Genomic DNA, 15,767 nt, shown 5'->3' with positions numbered 1-15,767 from the left:
AGCCGCCAGTCAGGGGTGAAGTGTGGAGGAACTGGTGGGTTAAAATGCGGCTGCTGGCAAGAGTTATCCATGCAATTCAGGCAAAGATTGAAATGTGAGGCAAAAATAAGGTAAGGGTTGCGCCATCTTGCAACGGTCCCGCGCAAGCGGGTTTGAAAGGGAATGCCGGAGGTTCTGTATCAGAACCAAGTCGGCAACTGCCCTCGCAACTGTAGGCGGAGAGCATATTACTCCTTGGTCGCTTTAAAGTGGCAGCCACTGATGGCAGCATCGGGAAGGCTGAGTAACGTGCGATGACCCGCAAGTCAGGAGACCTGCCGTTGTTGTCTTGTTTAACCGCCGGGCGAGGGAATCGGAGGTGGATAGTGTACTATGCTTACTCCTCTGCCTTTGGCAGGTTTTTCCGTTAATTCTTCCTGTTGTTTTGCCTTCACGCTGCACGGTGAAGCGTAACAATGCCTATCTTTACAAACAGAACTTGGAAGAAATTTCCGTATTCTCTGCATTGCTTGCTTCTGGCCGGAGGTGTGTTGGGCAACTTGCCCGTCTTAGCGCATGGTGAGGAGACGCAGATTGAGCAGGATCGTCGTCGGTTAGGCAATTCTGGGCCTTTGATTGAACAGATTGACCCGGCCACGGTGCGGGATTCCCAACGCGCATCCGAAGATGCGGCTGCCGAGAAAAAGGGCGATGACACACCCGACATGAGCGACCACCTGCTGGGCAACATGTGGGGCGCGCGTGACTGGATGGCCAAACACGGTATCAGCTTTGACATTCAGGAAATAGATGAGCTGTGGGGCAACGCCACGGGGGGCTCGGCCTCGGGGGCTGATGGCGCCAGTGGATCAGGCACCGGCCCTGCCTATGATGGGGTAACCATGCCTACCCTGACAGTGGATCTGGAAAAGCTGATCGGCCTGAAGGGTGGCACGTTCAATGTCAGCGCCCTTCAGTTGCGTGGGCGCTCTATCTCACAGGATCATCTGGCCAACTTCAACCCCGTCAGCGGGTTTGAGGCCGATCGTTCCACCCGTCTGTTCGAGCTGTGGTACCAACAGTCTTTTCTGGATGGCAAGCTGGACGTCAAGATCGGGCAGCAGGATCTGGATACCGAGTTCCTGATCAGTGATTACGGGGCGTTGTATCTGAACTCCAACTTCGGCTGGCCCATGGCGCCATCGGTCAACCTGTATGCGGGTGGGCCATCCTGGCCGCTCTCTTCCCCCGCCATCCGTATCCGTTACCGTCCAACAGATAAGTTCACCTTCATGTTTGCCGCAGCGGATGATAACCCGCCGGGCAACCGCAACAACTCCTTTGGTATTCAAAACGGGGGCAACAGCGCAGACCCCACCAACCAGAATACCCATGATGAGGATGGCGCCAACTTCAACATGGGCACTGGCGCCCTGCTGATTACCGAACTGCAATATGCCCTCAACCCCCAGCCTGATGACATGTCACATGTCACCAAGGACCCCGGCCTGCCAGGCATCTACAAATTGGGTGGGTATTACGATACCGCCAAGTTCCCTGATTATCGTTACAACAATCAGGGCAAGCCACTGGGGAGTGCGGCTGACACCACGGGCATTCCGCGGTGGGATCGGGGCAACTGGATGGTCTATGGCATTATTGACCAGATGATCTGGCGGCCCTCGCTCCAGTCTCCGCAGTCTGTGGGTGTCTTTGCACGCGCCACGGGTAATGGTGGGGATCGGAACATGATCAGCTTTGCCATTGATGCGGGTATCAACCTCAAGGCTCCGTTCAAGGGGCGTGACAATGATACGGTGGGTCTGGGCTGGGGCATTGGCCGGGCTTCTTCTGGCCAGCGGCGGTATGACCGTAACTCTGGTGCGCCTGTGCAGGGTAATGAAAACCATCTGGAACTCACCTATCAGGCGCAGGTCACGCCTTGGTGGGTCATGCAGCCAGACTTCCAGTATGTCTGGCACCCCTCTGGCGGCGTGACAGACTGGACAGGCAACCGCCTCGTCGGGAACGAAGCCATCTTCGGGCTCCACTCCAATATCACTTTCTAGGGGTGGGGGAGCAGCAGGCGTGTTCGGAATGCCCTTGCTGTTAGGCTTTGTCATTCTATGATGAGGGCCGACCAAACCATGACGTTCTGTTTCAAACTCTTTTGTGCCTGCTACGGTGGGCTCTGTTAAATAAAGGATACAACATCATGAACACATCTGTTCATACAGCTATGCCGGTTGCGGCAGCGGGCCAGAGCATTCCGGTTCGCGCCATTCTGCCTTGGGCTGTTTTCGGCCTGATTGTTTCTGCACTGCTGATCTACTTTGTGGGTGCAGAGCAGGGCGCTACTTCCCTGATTTCCGGGCATGCCGTGCATGAATTTGTGCATGATGGCCGCCACCTGCTTGGTTTCCCCTGCCACTAAGGTATTAAAAGAAAGTTTTACTCATGGTTGGTCGTCTTTTAGCCCGCGGCATGGTCGCGGGCATTCTGGCTGCATTGCTTTCTTTTGTATTTGCAAAATTTTTTGGTGAACCGCAGGTTGCTTTAGCTATTGCGTTTGAAGCTGCGCAGGATGCTGCCGCAGGTGCGGCGCCAGAACCTGAACTGGTAAGCCGTAGCGTGCAGGCATCTTGGGGGCTGCTTACTGCTGTACTCATGTATGGCGCAGCATATGGCGGTATTTTTGCTATTGTTTTCGCATTTGCGTACCAACGCCTTGCAGCATTAAGCCCACGCAGCATGGCTTTGTTGCTTGCCAGTGTTGGGTTTTTAACGTTTGTGTTGATACCAGATTTGAAATATCCGCCGAACCCACCCGCAGTTGGTCAGGAAGAAACCATTGGCCTGCGGACGGAAATGTATTTTGCAATGGTTGGCCTTTCCATTGCAATTTCCATGATTTCTCTGTTGGTAGGGCGGGCGCTTTCTAATGTTATAGGGTATTGGAACGCTGCGGTATGCAGTATTGTTCTTGGGCTTGCGCTTGTTGCCGCAGTGCAGTTTGGCCTGCCAGACATCAATGAAGTGCCAGATAATTTTCCCGCTATTGTGCTGTGGCGTTTTCGGGAAGCATCTATAGGGATGCAGATTGTTTTGTGGTCAGTTCTGGGGCTGGTTTTTGGTGCTCTGGCAGAAAAATGTCTGCCATCGTCCAATAGTGCAGTGCGCAAGACTGCTTGATTTTTTAATGATCGGTGTAAATGGGTTTTGTGGGAAATAAAATTTTTCCACAAAACCTAATAAGGCAAACAATTTTTCTAAATATTCTCTGTGCGTAATGCACATTAAAAAAGCATTTCCTGATGTTGTATTGTTCTGCCCCGTGAGAACATTAACATACAGGAAATGCTTTTTTATTTATTGTCTTTAGAAAGTGATATTGGAGTGGAGCCCGAAGATGGCTTCGTTCCCGACGAGGCGGTTGCCTGTCCAGTCTGTCACGCCGCCAGAGGGGTGCCAGACATACTGGAAGTCTGGCTGCATGACCCACCAAGGCGTGACCTGCGCCTGATAGGTGAGTTCCAGATGGTTTTCATTACCCTGCACAGGCGCACCAGAGTTACGGTCATACCGCCGCTGGCCAGAAGAAGCCCGGCCAATGCCCCAGCCCAGACCCACCGTATCATTGTCACGCCCCTTGAACGGAGCCTTGAGGTTGATACCCGCATCAATGGCAAAGCTGATCATGTTCCGATCCCCACCATTACCCGTGGCGCGTGCAAAGACACCCACAGACTGCGGAGACTGGAGCGAGGGCCGCCAGATCATCTGGTCAATAATGCCATAGACCATCCAGTTGCCCCGATCCCACCGCGGAATGCCCGTGGTGTCAGCCGCACTCCCCAGTGGCTTGCCCTGATTGTTGTAACGATAATCAGGGAACTTGGCGGTATCGTAATACCCACCCAATTTGTAGATGCCTGGCAGGCCGGGGTCCTTGGTGACATGTGACATGTCATCAGGCTGGGGGTTGAGGGCATATTGCAGTTCGGTAATCAGCAGGGCGCCAGTGCCCATGTTGAAGTTGGCGCCATCCTCATCATGGGTATTCTGGTTGGTGGGGTCTGCGCTGTTGCCCCCGTTTTGAATACCAAAGGAGTTGTTGCGGTTGCCCGGCGGGTTATCATCCGCTGCGGCAAACATGAAGGTGAACTTATCTGTTGGACGGTAACGGATACGGATGGCGGGGGAAGAGAGCGGCCAGGATGGCCCACCCGCATACAGGTTGACCGATGGCGCCATGGGCCAGCCGAAGTTGGAGTTCAGATACAACGCCCCGTAATCACTGATCAGGAACTCGGTATCCAGATCCTGCTGCCCGATCTTGACGTCCAGCTTGCCATCCAGAAAAGACTGTTGGTACCACAGCTCGAACAGACGGGTGGAACGATCGGCCTCAAACCCGCTGACGGGGTTGAAGTTGGCCAGATGATCCTGTGAGATAGAGCGCCCACGCAACTGAAGGGCGCTGACATTGAACGTGCCACCCTTCAGGCCGATCAGCTTTTCCAGATCCACTGTCAGGGTAGGCATGGTTACCCCATCATAGGCAGGGCCGGTGCCTGATCCACTGGCGCCATCAGCCCCCGAGGCCGAGCCCCCCGTGGCGTTGCCCCACAGCTCATCTATTTCCTGAATGTCAAAGCTGATACCGTGTTTGGCCATCCAGTCACGCGCGCCCCACATGTTGCCCAGCAGGTGGTCGCTCATGTCGGGTGTGTCATCGCCCTTTTTCTCGGCAGCCGCATCTTCGGATGCGCGTTGGGAATCCCGCACCGTGGCCGGGTCAATCTGTTCAATCAAAGGCCCAGAATTGCCTAACCGACGACGATCCTGCTCAATCTGCGTCTCCTCACCATGCGCTAAGACGGGAGTAGTCAGAATTGTCGCGTAAAGACAAAAAAACTTTAGAAATTTTCTATTTATTTTACGGGATTTTTGCATGGTTGTAAGCTGCTCTGGTAATTGGCGCGGATGATCTGCATTTAGCAACGGATAATCATTCTCAATTAGAGCGTATAAAAATGCAATTAGAATGCTGTCTTCATAAACGCAGGGCTGGAATGTAAAAAAGAGAGGGCAATGCCCTCTCTTTTAAAACATCATTATTACTTCTGTGGGTATTCAAAAGTGAATGATTCTGTAAAGGGTTGCCAAAAGCCTGGCGTGCCGGTTTCTTTATCTGTGTGATGAATAAACCCGTTGGCTTCCGGTGAGCTGTAGTTAAACACAACCGTGTAGCTGCCAGGGCCATCCATTTTAACATTGTTGGCGTAATGCGGGCCATCTTTTGCTGTCATGGGGTGCAGCGTGCCCTGATTTTTCCAGCCTGATCCTTTTTTGGTCAGGGTGTAATCTACCTTCAGGTAGGGAACCCAAGCCCCATCAGGAAAGCCCCACTGGTTATCTGCCGTGGCATGTACATCGGTTTCCAGATGAATGGTATCTTTGCCCATCGCCATGTCAGATGTCATGGGCATCATGTCAATATCAAGCAGGTAGTTTGCTGCAATTTCCATGTCATGCGCATGCACGGGGCCACCCACTGGGTATTCGCGGGCTGCAGCCGGAAGAGCGATGGCAAGGGTAAGAACCGATGCCGCGGAAAGAATTGAAAGATAGGATTTCATATGTCTGCACCTCAAGTTTTTGTAAGGCACAGTGGCAGATATTTTCTGCGCACCTGTGACTGATTATGAAGCGCTGGATTGAGGACGTGTGCGAACAAAGCGTTCAGCAACAACCAGTCCGGCAAGTGTCAGCACCCATACAAGCAGCTGAATGCCCATTGGTCTATCTGTGTATCCAATCAGAACTTTGGCCGTGCGTCCAAGCATGCTGCCATCAGACAGCAGCCAAGATGTATCCCAGATATCGTAACCCAGAGCGGGGATCAGATCATCATTTGCAAGGATGGCAGCAGCCTGACTGGCCATGCCAGCAGCCAGAAAGGAGACCAGAACATTCGTGACTGCAAAAAGATGTTTCAGAGGAATGATAATCAAACCTCTATAAAGAGCCCATGAAAGTGCAGCTCCCCCCAGAACGCCAAGGAGGCCGCCTGTAAACATGGGCACAAAACCGGTATGTGCGGAAACAGCAATACCATAAAGGAACAGCACAACTTCCATGCCCTCGCGCAGAACAGCTACTGCAACAACAGTAGCCAGAGCGAAAAGAGAGCGGCTTCCTTCTGATACTTCATTGCCAACACTACGCATTTCCTGAGCAAGCTCGCGGCCATGGCTGGCCATCCAGATAACATGCCATGAAAGCATAAGAACCGCGATGCACAAGATAACAGCAGAAAAAATATCCTGCCCGTTTCCTGAAAAAGCCTGAGAGAGTTCACCCGCAAACATGGCTACAATTGCTGCACCAACAACACCTGCGCCAATGCCGCCGGAAACCCACCATCCGCGCCCCGGAATGCCCCGTGTGGCTGCCAGCACAATGCCAACAATCAACCCGGCTTCCATAACCTCGCGAAAGACAATAATCAGGCTTCCAAGCATAATTTACTTCTTTTCTTCTGCTGTAACTGTACCCTTGGCCTCGTCTGGATGGTAATCATCAAAAAAAGTATAGGTTCCAGGGTGAAGAGGCCCAGCATGGACTTTGATTGTCCCTTGTGGAACAACAATTTTTTCAAATTTCATATCGTAGCTTTCGAGCTCATCAGTTGTTGTGTCCTGATTATTGAGTTCGATCATGAATCGCTCACCAGCAGGAACGGTGATATGATCAGGCTCAAAATGATGATCTTTGACAGTAAGCTGAAAAACTGTTTGAGAATGGGCCTGCTGAGGGAAACATATCCATGCACCTGCTAACAGAGGAATGGCTGCTACAAGCAGTTTCATTGTATGATACTCCATCAGTCATGCCGTTTGGATTAGTGCGAATCATTGTCAAAGTCAATCACACCAGATAACCCGCGAGCTTAACGCTTATGTCATCTCATCCCTTGGCGTTCCTGCGCCTGCCCAACTCCTTGCTTATGGCGTTAGATAGTCGGGCTTATCATTTCTGGTTCCAGCCAGTGCATTACCTTGCGAGAATTGTACATATTCTTACAATGGCAGCGTTTTTTGGTCTGGAATTTCTGTTTATTCTCGCTGTTATTCAAAATCTGGATCGGCCAACAGTGGTGCGCATTTCACGGTTTATGGTGAAGCCACTGCATATCAGTTATGCCTTGGCGATGATCTCTGGTTTCGCTTTGTTTTTTTATGATCCAGTGCATATCGGCAATCGGGCGTATCTTTCTCCTAAATTGATAGCATTGGCCGTGGCGGGTGTTCTGGCATGGTTGGGGCATAAATCTATTTACTGGCCGGTGATGGCTGGTCGGGATAATGATCTGCCAAAATGGACAAAAGCGTTTTGTGTGGCGTCCTGCGTGGTATGGGCCGCTGTTATTGTATTTTCATGCCTGAACAGTGAAGGAGTGCCGAAAGTTTATTTAAGGCACTATTTCTAACAACGTGATTTTTGAGGGCATAAAAAAAGCCCCGGGCTATTGGCCCGGGGCTTTTTGTTATCAGTTTGGTAACTTACTCTGCTGGCACATAAACTTTGCCACCAGCTTGTCGGAATTCTTCTGTTTTCTGCTCCATGCCAGCAATGCGTATGGCATCTTGCTTCAGATCCTGACTGATACGCATTGAACAGAATTTAGGGCCGCACATTGAACAGAAATGTGCACTTTTATGTGCCTCCCGCGGCATGGTTTCATCATGATACGCGCAGGCTGTATCTGGGTCTAAAGAAAGATTGAACTGATCTTCCCACCTAAAGGAGAACCGCGCACGGCTAAGCGCATCATCCCGATATTTTGCGGATGGATGACCTTTTGCAAGATCAGCGGCATGCGCTGCAATACGGTAGGTGATCACACCTGTTTTTACGTCATTCCTGTCTGGTAGGCCCAGATGTTCCTTGGGTGTGACATAGCAGAGCATAGAGGTGCCAAACCATCCGATCATGGCTGCGCCAATGGCAGATGTAATGTGGTCATACCCCGGTGCAATGTCTGTGGTCAGCGGGCCAAGCGTATAGAAGGGGGCCTCCTTACATTCTTTAAGCTGCTTATCCATGTTGGCCTTGATCTTGTGCATGGGCACATGGCCTGGCCCTTCGATCATAACCTGACAGCCTTTTGCCCAAGCGATTTCTGTGAGTTCACCCAGGGTTTCCAGTTCGGCAAACTGTGCGGCATCATTAGCATCGGCAATGCTGCCTGGGCGTAGGCCGTCTCCTAAAGAGAAGGAAACATCATAGGCGCGCATGATGTCGCATATGTCTGCAAAGTGTTCGTAAAGGAAGCTTTCGCGGTGACCATTTAGGCACCAGCTTGCCATGATGGAGCCGCCGCGTGAAACAATGCCTGTAACGCGATGAGCTGTTAGCGGCACATGCTGCAACCGTACGCCCGCATGAATGGTAAAGTAATCTACACCCTGTTCTGCCTGTTCGATCAGAGTATCGCGAAAAACTTCCCAGTTCAGTTTGCTGACATCACCGCCGACTTTTTCTAAAGCCTGATACAGAGGCACTGTGCCAATAGGTGTGGGAGCGTTACGTAAAATCCAATCACGGATATTGTGGATGTTTCGGCCTGTGGAAAGGTCCATTACGGTATCCGCACCCCAGCGAATGGACCATACAAGCTTTTCAACTTCTTCTGCCGCTGATGAAGTAATGGCAGAATTGCCGATATTGGCGTTAATTTTTACAAGGAAATTACGCCCGATAATAACGGGTTCCAACTCTGGATGGTTGATGTTTGCCGGAATAATGGCTCGGCCGCGGGCAATTTCCTGACGGACAAATTCAGGCGTAATGAATTCTGGAATACTGGCTCCAAAGGATTCGCCATCTTCCAGGCACTGGGCGGCATCATCAGCAGCTTTTTGTCGGCCCAGATTTTCGCGGTGGGCCACGTAAATCATTTCATCTGTAATAATGCCTGCTTTAGCGAACTCATACTGCGTAACAAGTTGCCCTTCTCGCCCTTTCAGCACGGTATGCGGAGCAGGGCAGGGGGCTACAAGATAGGTGCCTTCTGCATTGCCATTATCTTCTGGTTTAATGTCACGCGGTTTGATGTTCTCAAAACCGCGGGCAGTCAGCCACGGTGCCCGAATTTTGGGTAGCCCTTTGTTAACGTCAATTTCTACAGTGCTGTCTGTGTAGGGACCGGAAGTATCATACACACGCACCGGTGGTTCGTTTGCAGAAGGTTCCAGCATGATTTCGCGGAACGGCACACGCATATCTGGCCGATCTGCGGGGCTAGAATACACTTTACATGAACCACGGATGGCACCGGTGGTGACATGCCCCGGAGCGGGTGCAGCCGTGTTGGCAGGTTTAGGGTTGCCCCCTACACTGGAAGGGGCCGCGTTTTGTTTGGAATCAACTGAAGACATAACGTCATCGTCTCCTCTGCCGAGGAGGACAGGTCTGAAGAGACTCCGCTTTTGTGGGCGGCTAGGTTCGGGAAGAACATATCTGTCTTTTCAGGCACCAGTCCCTCCGCCGGTATAAGCCGGATCAGGTTCCCCGCCAAAACATCATGTTCTGGCGGCAGGGTCGCCACGGTGCCCGAACGAATCGTGCAAAAAGTGGCCTCTCAGTTCCTTACCGGAACCCCCCTTGGTATCGGACAGCAGATAGCTTTAAGTGCAATTATGTCAAGAAAAATCAAAGGGAAACGAAAAACGTATGCGTGCGTTTTAGAAGGGTGAAATGCGTAAGGCATAAAAGCCTATTTGTGACATAATAAATAAAATTATGTCAGCTATGCAATAATTTTCTAATCATGGCATAATCACAGCATGAAATCTGAAAAGAAACGAGCTCAAGAAGCTATACAAAATCTCGATATTTCTCCGTATGCCAAGCACGTGTTGTGGATTGCAGCATTTGTTTCTGCCATCTGTGGTGGTCTTTACGGCTACGATACCGGTATTATTTCTGGTGCCCTTCTTCTTATTACAAAAGATTTTCATCTGACTGCTGGTCAGGAGGAAATTGTTACATCAGCTATTCTGGTAGGCGCTGTTATTGGTGCCATGGGCATTGCCAACTTATCAGAACGCTTTGGCCGCCGTGTTTCGGTTATGGTCGTTACCGCAGTTTTTGTAATTGGTGCATTAGCGTGTTCTTACGCACCCAATCTTACCAGCCTCATTATTGCCCGTGTATTTTTGGGCTGCGCAGTGGGTGGGGCTACGCAGGTGGTGCCAACATATATTTCGGAATTGGCCCCAGCCAGCAAGCGCGGCAATTTGGTAACGCTGTTTAACGTGGCTATTGGAATTGGCATTTTTCTGGCCAACTTGGTTGGTTTTACCATGCGTGAAAAATGGGGTTGGCGGCCCATGATTTCTGTGGCCGCTATCCCGGCTGCTTTTGTTTTTATCAGCATGTTTTTTCTGCCCAAAAGCCCACGTTGGACTGCTGAAAATGAAGGGCTGGAATCTGCGGTAGAGCAGCTTGGGCGTGTGCGTTCTTCCCGCAAGGTCATTCAGCGCGAGATCAATGAGATCCACGCCAATGTTGTAAATCTAGATGAAGATGAGCGTGGCTGGAAGGGCCTGAAGCTACCTTGGGTGCGCCCTGCGCTGATAGCTGCCTTAGGGATTGCCTTCTTTACGCAGGCTGGTGGGCTGGAGATGATGATCTACTATACCCCTACCTTTCTGTCTGACGCAGGGTTTGGAAGTTCATCAGCACTGCTGACAAGCTTGGGAATCGCGCTTGTTTATCTCATCATGACCCTGCTTGGGTGCTTGTTTGTAGATAAAATTGGCCGTCGGCGCTTGGTGCTTATTATGGGGCCGGGCTCTGTTGTAAGCCTTATTGGCCTGGGCATTGTTTTTGCCATGCATCCAGCTCAGGGGAGTGTGGGAAGCTGGTTGATTGTGGCCTTCTTGCTGCTGTTTATGCTGTTTAATTCTGGCGGTATTCAGGTTGTGGGCTGGCTTTTGGGGGCAGAGTTGTTTCCGCTGCCTATGCGTGCTGCGGCAACCAGTATACATGCGGCCATGCTGTGGGGGGCTGATCTGCTGGTAACATCCACGGCTCTTACATTGGTGCAGACAGTTTCTTTGGGTGGCACCATGTGGATTTATGCTGGTGTTAACCTTGCGTCTGTCTTGTTTGTTTTCTTCTGTGTGCCGGAAACAGCTGGGGCAACGTTGGAAGATATTGAAACAGCTTTGCGCCGTGGTGAATTCCGCCCGCGTGTGGGACAAGATCCGCGCATTCGCTCCTATGATGAGGAAGAAGAGGAAGCTGTTGGGGTGACGCCTAGTGCCTAATTGCTGATCTTAAGATCCAAATACAAAAAACCCGGCGGCATCCTAAAAGATGCGCCGGGTTTTTTGTGGTCGCCATACAACAGTCAAACCGCAGTTTAGTGTGGTTTGGCTGTAAATTGCTCCAACCAATGGATGGTGTAATCACCCTTCTGGAATTCTGGATCTTCCAGAATACGGCGGTGCAGCGGAATAACAGTTTTAATACCTTCCACCACAAATTCATCCAACGCACGCTGCATGCGGGCAATAGCCTGCTCACGCGTAGGGGCGTGTACGATCAGCTTGGCAATCATGCTGTCGTAAAAAGGTGGTACGCGGTAACCGGTGTAAAGGGCGCTATCTACACGTACACCCAAACCGCCGGGTGGATGGTAAACAGCAACCGTGCCGGGGCAGGGGGTAAAGTTGTCTGGATCTTCCGCATTGATACGGCATTCAATGGCATGGCCAGAAAATGAAATATCCTTCTGCGTGTAGCCAAGCTGCTCACCAGCGGCCAAGCGGATTTGCTCACGCACCAAATCCACATCACACACCATTTCGGTTACTGGATGTTCGACCTGAAGGCGGGTGTTCATTTCAATGAAGCAGAACTGTCCATCCTGATACAGGAATTCCAGCGTGCCCGCGTTGCGATAGCCCATTTTGGAAAGGGCCTGCGTGGCTGTCTGGCCAATGGCATCACGCTGTTCTGCCGTAAGGGCAGGAGAACCCGCTTCTTCCAGAAGTTTCTGGTGGCGGCGCTGGAGAGAGCAGTCGCGTTCCCCAAAATGCACCACGTTGCCGTAATTGTCCCCCAGAATCTGGAGTTCAATATGACGTGGCCGATCCATGTATTTTTCCAGATAAACAGCATCGTTACCAAAAGCAGCACGTGCTTCGGCGCGGGCCATTTTCCAGGCATCTTCCAGATCGTCTGCCGTTTGGGCCACCTTCATGCCACGGCCACCACCGCCAGCCGCAGCCTTGATCAGCACTGGGTAGCCCACTTTATCAGCAACTTCGCGGGCTTCTTCTAGGCTTGTCAGTTCACCATCAGAACCGGGCACCAAGGGCACGCCCAGCATCTGCATGGTGGTTTTGGCGGTAATCTTATCCCCCATCATGCGGATATGCTCCGCCGTAGGGCCAATAAAGGTTAGGCCGTGTGCTTCCACCGTTTCGGCAAAATCAGCATTTTCTGAAAGAAAACCATAACCGGGGTGAATAGCTTCCGCCCCGGTAATGGTGGCTGCAGAAAGAATTGCAGCTACGTTCAGATAAGAATCGCGCGAGGCTGGCGGCCCTATGCAAACAGCTTCATCTGCCAGCCGAACATGCATGGCGTCTTCATCCGCAGTGGAATGTACCGCTACGGTCTTGATCCCTAGCTCCCGGCAGGCGCGCAGGATACGAAGGGCAATTTCGCCTCGGTTGGCGATAAGGATCTTAGAAAACATTACTCAATAATAGCAAGCGGCTGGCCGTATTCTACCGGATCGCCCGAAGCCACCAGCAGGGCTTTAAGCGTGCCACCTTTAGGAGCCTTGATCTGGTTGAAGGTTTTCATGGCTTCAATCAGCATCAGGGTCTGGCCGGCAGTTACAATCTGGCCTTCGCTGGCAAAAGGAGGGGAGGACGGATCTGGTGTCAGGTAAGCCACACCCACCATTGGGCTGTTTACAGCGCCCGGATGGCGAGAAAGGTCTGCCGGGGCGGCAGGCACTGTGGCTTCCGCCGGGGCTGCGGCGGGGGCCGGTGCCGGAGCTGCAACGGCCTGAGGCGCGGCGGCCACAGCTTGCACGGGGGCAGGCATGCGGGCAACGCGAATGCGGCTGTCCTTTTCCGATACTTCAATTTCAGTCAGGCCGGTTTCGGCCAGAATTTCAGCCAGAGCCCGAATGGCCTCCGCATCCACGAGCAATCCGCTCATCAGTCATCCTCATTCAGAATAAGATCGGTCATTGCCTGCAATGCCAGAGAATACCCCGCCACGCCTAGCCCACAGATAACGCCTGTAGCGGCGCGAGAGACATAGGAATGATGGCGGAATGGCTCGCGGCGGTGAATGTTGGAGATATGAACCTCTATCACAGGCAAGTCTGTTGTCAGCAGGGCATCCAGCAGGGCGATAGACGTATGTGTATAGCCAGCCGGGTTGATGATAATGCCCCGCGCACGCTTGCGGCAGTCCTGCACCCAGGAAATCAGCTCACCTTCAATGTTGGTCTGGCGGAAATCTATGGCCAAGCCCAGCTTTTCAGCTGTTTGCAGGCAAAGTTGTTCCACGTCGTCCAGCGTTGCCCGCCCGTATATTTCGGGTTGGCGCTGGCCAAGCATATTCAGGTTGGGGCCGTTGAGTACAGCAATAAGAGGTCTTTCCATAACAGGAAGGGGCCGTAGCACGATGCTGCCCCGTATCCAAGAGAAGAGGCATGCTGGTGGGCAGGAAAATGCAGTCTAGCAAAAATACGTGCAGCGGAGTTGCGTGCTTTAAGGCCATATTTTTGTCACGATAAGCGTGTTGAACATAAGTGACTATAAATCTGTATTTGCATTCTGAAGGTTGAAAAAGATTGCTTTTACAATGTGAACACGGTCTTCTGGCGAACAGAACGATGTCAGAAAATGGAGTAAACAGGCGGATGTCAGCCCTGCGCCGGGCACTTCTTGGAAGTGTGTTTGTTATGTCTTCTCTTTTGTCGGCTTCCGCTGTTCAGGCAGCAGAGGCCGGGCAAGGTGGCACGGAGTGGGCAGATTCTGTCCGCCGTGCATTGGCTGGGCGTAGCGCACAGACAGTCGCCACTGCGGATTCTGATACAAATAAGGCGCAGCGCATTTTTCAAAAAGGTGTGGCCAGTTGGTATGGGGGGCGCTTCCATAACCGGCGCACATCTTCTGGTGCACGGTTTGATAAGGCCAGCCTTACAGCCGCACATCCAACAGCGCCACTGGGCAGCAAGCTCCGGGTTGTTTCGGAGGATACTGGGCGTTCTGTGGTGGTTACAGTCAATGATCGTGGGCCTTATAGCCGTGGCCGTATTATTGATGTCTCCAAAGCCGCAGCCGCGGAATTGGGGATGTTGAACAGTGGTATTGCCCATGTGCGGGTAGAGCCCGCTCCGGTTGAAGTGGCATCTGCGCCAGATGAAGGTGGTTTGGCTGATAGCAGCCTTTCCTTGCAGGACACCGCACCGCACACAGCACGCCCTCTTCATAGGGCACGTCACCGCCGTTAAGACGAATACGGCAGGTTTTTACAAAAAGCATTGTAGAGAATCAAAAGGGGGTATCCTGATCAGGATACCCCCTTTTGATGATGTCTGGATTCTGGCTGATCAAACTTCCAGAGGCTGCCGTGTAATACCACGGGCGTAGCTTTCCATCTCAGCATTCAGTTCAGCCCCCATAAGTACCACCCATGCGGTTACAAAAAACCACATCATAATGGCGATAAAGGCCCCTAGTGGCCCATAAGTGGCGCTGTAACTGGCAATATGTGCCACGTAGTAGGAAAAGCCGAGTGATGCCGCAATCCACGTTAACGTGGAGCAGACGGCTCCGGGCAGAACCCAGCGCCATTGGGTGGAAATGTGCCGGTTGGGGCCAAATCTGTACAGTGCGGAAAGAGCCAGAGTTTCAAATGTAAACATCACCACCGGGCCGCTCCACCGGGCCATAAATTCAATGGAACCGGGAGGAGTGGGAATGTGTAGCAATGCCGGAAGGTTAAGCAGCAGAGGCATGGCTACCATAAGGGCCAAAGTAAGCACTGCGCCCAGAATGCCGCAAAGAGTAAGGGCAAAGGCAGTAATCTGAAATATAAAGAAATTACGATTTTCACGTGTATTATACGCGATATTCAAGGCAGAAATAATAGACCGCGTTGCCGCAGAGGCAGACCACAAAGCCACGCTGACTGAAATAATCAGGTTGAATGTGAGAGATGAGGGCGGCTCAGCTACCAGTGTTTGCACACGATCATAAAGCAGAGTGAAGGCATTGGGTGGCAGCAGGTTGCGCAAGACTTCCATCTGTGGCGCCACGGTCTGCACATCAAAAGCCAACCCATAAATGGAGATCAGGGAGCTGATGGCCGGAAATAGGGAGAGCGTGGTATAAAATGCGCAACCAGCGGCCACCAACGTGGTGGGGCCTGAAATAAGGCTTTTAACTGTGCGCTGTAAAATAATCTTCCAATCTTTCCGCCCCAGTTCAGAAGGGCGAGAAAAATTGGGTTGCACGTTTTCATGAATCGTGTGGGAGTGAGAATCCGGGTGCACAGATGGGCGCGTATCGGGCTGACAGATAACCTGCATCGGGATTGGAGCGTCCTTCGTTAAGGTAAGAGGCACCTTCTGCGGCACCAGCGATAAACTTGTAGCAGCACACCAAAACAATAACGGCATGGTGTGCGGTAAAGAGGCATGCTTTCTTGCAGGAACAAAAAGTTAACTCTGCATGCTT

The 15,767-nt window shown here is 51.9% G+C and carries 15 protein-coding genes and 1 riboswitch; of the genes, 6 read left to right on the top strand and 9 right to left on the bottom strand.

Features of this window, described 5'->3' with window-relative positions; translation table 11 throughout:
* Positions 1-116: 116 nt before the first annotated feature.
* Positions 117-336: riboswitch (cobalamin riboswitch) on the top strand.
* Between the two features lie 119 nt (positions 337-455).
* The 3 genes from WG31_RS12535 to WG31_RS12525 all read left to right on the top strand — a co-directional run bounded on the left by WG31_RS12535 (position 456) and on the right by WG31_RS12525 (position 3,171).
* A complete protein-coding gene (locus WG31_RS12535) occupies positions 456-2,048 on the top strand; it encodes a carbohydrate porin (protein ID WP_063354733.1) in 1,593 nt (530 codons plus the stop codon).
* A gap of 146 nt (positions 2,049-2,194) precedes the next feature.
* Positions 2,195-2,413, top strand: a complete 219-nt coding sequence (locus WG31_RS12530; protein ID WP_003627697.1) for a CbtB domain-containing protein — start codon at positions 2,195-2,197, stop codon at positions 2,411-2,413.
* A 23-nt stretch (positions 2,414-2,436) separates the two neighbouring features.
* Entirely contained in the window at positions 2,437-3,171 is a 735-nt protein-coding gene (locus WG31_RS12525) for a CbtA family protein (RefSeq protein WP_063354732.1), read from the top strand.
* A gap of 186 nt (positions 3,172-3,357) precedes the next feature.
* Here the strand turns inward: WG31_RS12525 and WG31_RS12520 are convergent, their stop codons facing one another.
* From WG31_RS12520 to WG31_RS12505, 4 genes are all read right to left on the bottom strand, one after another.
* Positions 3,358-4,935 (bottom strand): carbohydrate porin, encoded by a 1,578-nt coding sequence (locus WG31_RS12520; RefSeq protein ID WP_063354983.1) that lies wholly within the window; start codon positions 4,933-4,935, stop codon positions 3,358-3,360.
* Between the two features lie 164 nt (positions 4,936-5,099).
* Positions 5,100-5,651 (bottom strand): iron transporter, encoded by a 552-nt coding sequence (locus tag WG31_RS12515; RefSeq protein ID WP_209439350.1) that lies wholly within the window; start codon positions 5,649-5,651, stop codon positions 5,100-5,102.
* A 33-nt stretch (positions 5,652-5,684) separates the two neighbouring features.
* Positions 5,685-6,506 (bottom strand): FTR1 family iron permease, encoded by an 822-nt coding sequence (locus WG31_RS12510; RefSeq protein ID WP_063354730.1) that lies wholly within the window; start codon positions 6,504-6,506, stop codon positions 5,685-5,687.
* Between the two features lie 3 nt (positions 6,507-6,509).
* The gene (locus tag WG31_RS12505; RefSeq protein WP_006115103.1) at positions 6,510-6,869 is read right to left on the bottom strand and encodes a cupredoxin domain-containing protein; all 360 of its coding nucleotides are present in this window, start codon (positions 6,867-6,869) and stop codon (positions 6,510-6,512) included.
* Between the two features lie 74 nt (positions 6,870-6,943).
* On the opposite strand from WG31_RS12505, the gene WG31_RS12500 reads away from it, so the two are divergent.
* Positions 6,944-7,474: a hypothetical protein gene (locus tag WG31_RS12500; protein WP_063354729.1), complete on the top strand. Its 531-nt coding sequence runs from the start codon at positions 6,944-6,946 to the stop codon at positions 7,472-7,474.
* Between the two features lie 73 nt (positions 7,475-7,547).
* On the opposite strand, the gene thiC is transcribed toward WG31_RS12500, so the two are convergent.
* Positions 7,548-9,425, bottom strand: a complete 1,878-nt coding sequence (thiC, locus tag WG31_RS12495) for a phosphomethylpyrimidine synthase ThiC (RefSeq protein ID WP_063354728.1) — start codon at positions 9,423-9,425, stop codon at positions 7,548-7,550.
* Between the two features lie 408 nt (positions 9,426-9,833).
* Between thiC and WG31_RS12490 the strand changes: the two genes are divergently transcribed.
* The gene (locus tag WG31_RS12490; RefSeq protein ID WP_063354727.1) at positions 9,834-11,321 is read left to right on the top strand and encodes a sugar porter family MFS transporter; all 1,488 of its coding nucleotides are present in this window, start codon (positions 9,834-9,836) and stop codon (positions 11,319-11,321) included.
* A gap of 95 nt (positions 11,322-11,416) precedes the next feature.
* Here WG31_RS12490 and accC read toward each other — a convergent pair whose 3' ends face one another.
* Genes accC through aroQ form a run of 3 tightly spaced genes read right to left on the bottom strand, consistent with a single transcriptional unit; the run spans position 11,417 to position 13,685 of the window.
* Positions 11,417-12,760 carry an acetyl-CoA carboxylase biotin carboxylase subunit gene (gene accC / locus WG31_RS12485; protein ID WP_063354726.1) on the bottom strand — a complete coding sequence of 448 codons (1,344 nt, stop codon included), beginning with the start codon at positions 12,758-12,760 and terminating at the stop codon, positions 11,417-11,419.
* Positions 12,760-13,233, bottom strand: a complete 474-nt coding sequence (gene accB, locus WG31_RS12480) for an acetyl-CoA carboxylase biotin carboxyl carrier protein (protein ID WP_063354725.1) — start codon at positions 13,231-13,233, stop codon at positions 12,760-12,762. The genes accC and accB overlap by 1 nt, the downstream gene beginning before the upstream one ends.
* On the bottom strand, positions 13,233-13,685 hold the full coding sequence (gene aroQ / locus WG31_RS12475; protein ID WP_035352282.1) for a type II 3-dehydroquinate dehydratase: 453 nt from the start codon (positions 13,683-13,685) through the stop codon (positions 13,233-13,235). The genes accB and aroQ overlap by 1 nt, the downstream gene beginning before the upstream one ends.
* A gap of 260 nt (positions 13,686-13,945) precedes the next feature.
* Between aroQ and WG31_RS12470 the strand changes: the two genes are divergently transcribed.
* Positions 13,946-14,539, top strand: a complete 594-nt coding sequence (locus WG31_RS12470) for a septal ring lytic transglycosylase RlpA family protein (RefSeq protein WP_063354724.1) — start codon at positions 13,946-13,948, stop codon at positions 14,537-14,539.
* A gap of 99 nt (positions 14,540-14,638) precedes the next feature.
* Here WG31_RS12470 and WG31_RS12465 read toward each other — a convergent pair whose 3' ends face one another.
* Positions 14,639-15,709, bottom strand: a complete 1,071-nt coding sequence (locus WG31_RS12465) for a YihY/virulence factor BrkB family protein (RefSeq protein WP_006115095.1) — start codon at positions 15,707-15,709, stop codon at positions 14,639-14,641.
* Positions 15,710-15,767: the final 58 nt, after the last annotated feature.

Origin of the sequence: Acetobacter oryzifermentans, assembly GCF_001628715.1 — a bacterium.
GTDB classification, from domain to species: domain Bacteria; phylum Pseudomonadota; class Alphaproteobacteria; order Acetobacterales; family Acetobacteraceae; genus Acetobacter; species Acetobacter oryzifermentans.
The sequence above is the reverse complement of the archived record's forward strand: the minus strand, read 5'-3'. Positions and strand labels throughout refer to the sequence as shown.

Coding starts and splice junctions, on each gene's coding strand:
- WG31_RS12535 (WP_063354733.1), top strand. CDS start 456: ATGCCTATCTTTACAAACAGAACTTGGAAGAAATTTCCGTATTCTCTG.
- WG31_RS12530 (WP_003627697.1), top strand. CDS start 2,195: ATGAACACATCTGTTCATACAGCTATGCCGGTTGCGGCAGCGGGCCAG.
- WG31_RS12525 (WP_063354732.1), top strand. CDS start 2,437: ATGGTTGGTCGTCTTTTAGCCCGCGGCATGGTCGCGGGCATTCTGGCT.
- WG31_RS12520 (WP_063354983.1), bottom strand. CDS start 4,935: ATGCAAAAATCCCGTAAAATAAATAGAAAATTTCTAAAGTTTTTTTGT.
- WG31_RS12510 (WP_063354730.1), bottom strand. CDS start 6,506: ATGCTTGGAAGCCTGATTATTGTCTTTCGCGAGGTTATGGAAGCCGGG.
- WG31_RS12505 (WP_006115103.1), bottom strand. CDS start 6,869: ATGGAGTATCATACAATGAAACTGCTTGTAGCAGCCATTCCTCTGTTA.
- WG31_RS12500 (WP_063354729.1), top strand. CDS start 6,944: ATGTCATCTCATCCCTTGGCGTTCCTGCGCCTGCCCAACTCCTTGCTT.
- thiC (WP_063354728.1), bottom strand. CDS start 9,425: ATGTCTTCAGTTGATTCCAAACAAAACGCGGCCCCTTCCAGTGTAGGG.
- WG31_RS12490 (WP_063354727.1), top strand. CDS start 9,834: ATGAAATCTGAAAAGAAACGAGCTCAAGAAGCTATACAAAATCTCGAT.
- accC (WP_063354726.1), bottom strand. CDS start 12,760: ATGTTTTCTAAGATCCTTATCGCCAACCGAGGCGAAATTGCCCTTCGT.
- accB (WP_063354725.1), bottom strand. CDS start 13,233: ATGAGCGGATTGCTCGTGGATGCGGAGGCCATTCGGGCTCTGGCTGAA.
- aroQ (WP_035352282.1), bottom strand. CDS start 13,685: ATGGAAAGACCTCTTATTGCTGTACTCAACGGCCCCAACCTGAATATG.
- WG31_RS12470 (WP_063354724.1), top strand. CDS start 13,946: ATGTCAGCCCTGCGCCGGGCACTTCTTGGAAGTGTGTTTGTTATGTCT.
- WG31_RS12465 (WP_006115095.1), bottom strand. CDS start 15,709: ATGCCGTTATTGTTTTGGTGTGCTGCTACAAGTTTATCGCTGGTGCCG.